The sequence below is a fragment of the Desulfovibrio sp. 1214_IL3152 genome (genome assembly GCF_036763055.1).
Classification (GTDB): Bacteria; Desulfobacterota; Desulfovibrionia; order Desulfovibrionales; family Desulfovibrionaceae; genus Desulfovibrio.
Map to the genome: position 1 here is coordinate 1 of NZ_JBAIYW010000197.1, position 1,514 is coordinate 1,514.

Consider the following 1,514-nt stretch of genomic DNA (forward strand, 5'->3'; position numbering starts at 1 on the left):
CAGGGGGCGGCGCGGGCGGGCTTCGCCCTGGCCCCGGGAATCGCGTTTTTCGCGGCTGTCTCGGGGAAAACGGGGGCCGCGCGAGTCGTTCGAATGATCAGTCATGCTCTTTCCTGTGGGAAAATGGAAGGGAGAGGGTGATTAAATCCCTTTTCGTTGTGTGGAATTGCAGGGGGTTGCCACAAATACGCAGCAAATCTGCGTCACAGTCTTTCTTTCTCTGCGCAAACGTGTTAGCTTGAAATGACTTCTCTTGCAAGGGTGTGCTCGCGAGGACTCTGTTGGGGGAAGGTTTGAATAGGGGATTAGAACTTTTTTCACAAGAACCTTATCTAGTTGAATTTTATTGGGAATGTCTGTTCGGCGATGTAATGTTTCCACGAAATTTTGCAGAGGGGGCTTGACTCGGACGCCAAGGGCTTGTTACTAATTGCGCAAGCCATTCGCCCAACGTTTTAGCGAAGGCGCTCGGCTAACCCCGGCGTGTCGGTCTTTCCCGTCGCGCCACGCCGAACCCGGCGGGTTTTTCAAACACTTTTAATGAGTTGGAGGATACGTATGCCGACTTATGTCGATCCGTCCAAATGTGACGGCTGCAAGGGTGGCGAAAAGACGGCTTGCATGTACATTTGCCCCAACGACCTCATGATCCTCGACCCCGAGGAAATGAAGGCCTACAACCAGGAACCCGACGCCTGCTGGGAATGCTATTCCTGCGTGAAGATCTGCCCCCAGGGCGCCATCACGGCTCGCCCCTACGCTGACTTCGCTCCCATGGGCGGAACCTGTATCCCCATGCGGTCGGCAGACTCCATCATGTGGACGGTTCAGTTCCGTAACGGCAATGTAAAGCGTTTCAAGTTCCCCATTCGCACCACTCCGGAAGGTTCCATCAAGCCTTTTGAAGGTTTCCCCGAAGGCGGCAACATCGAAGACGAACTTCTGTTCACCGAAAAGGCCCTGGTTGCCCCCAAGGAAGCTCTCGGCAAGAAGTTTGAAATGTTGGAAGCCGACAAGGTTCTTACTTGCATGGAACACGGCCGTTAGGCTTTTGCAACCGCTAGTGCGATAAGGAGATACCATTATGCCTATGATTCCCGTAAAGGAAGCGATAAAGGGCGTAGCCATTGCCGAACCCGAAGTTAAAGAACATGCGGTTGACCTGCTCATCGTGGGCGGCGGCATGGGGTCCTGCGGCACCGCTTTTGAAGCCGTCCGCTGGGGCGACAAGCATGGCCTGAAAATTCTGCTTTGCGACAAGGCTTCCCTCGAGCGTTCCGGCGCCGTGGCCCAGGGCCTTTCCGCCATCAACACCTATCTGGGTGAAAACAGCGCCGACGACTACGTGCGCATGGTCCGCACCGACCTTATGGGCCTCGTGCGCGAAGACCTTATCTTCGACTGCGGCCGTCACGTCGACGACTCCGTGCATCTGTTTGAAGACTGGGGTCTGCCCTGCTGGATCAAGGGCGAAGACGGCCACAACATGAACGGCGCCGCCGCCAAGGCCGCCG

At 56.0% G+C, this 1,514-nt stretch carries 1 protein-coding gene and 1 pseudogene; both read left to right on the forward strand.

The features are described from left to right. Nucleotides 1-558 precede the first annotated feature (558 nt). The gene (gene aprB, locus V6C07_RS04155; protein WP_333535099.1) at nt 559-1,047 is read left to right on the forward strand and encodes an adenylyl-sulfate reductase subunit beta; all 489 of its coding nucleotides are present in this window, start codon (nt 559-561) and stop codon (nt 1,045-1,047) included. A 37-nt stretch (nt 1,048-1,084) separates the two neighbouring features. After that, nucleotides 1,085-1,514 (forward strand): annotated as a pseudogene (locus V6C07_RS04160) (adenylyl-sulfate reductase subunit alpha); the annotation flags it as partial.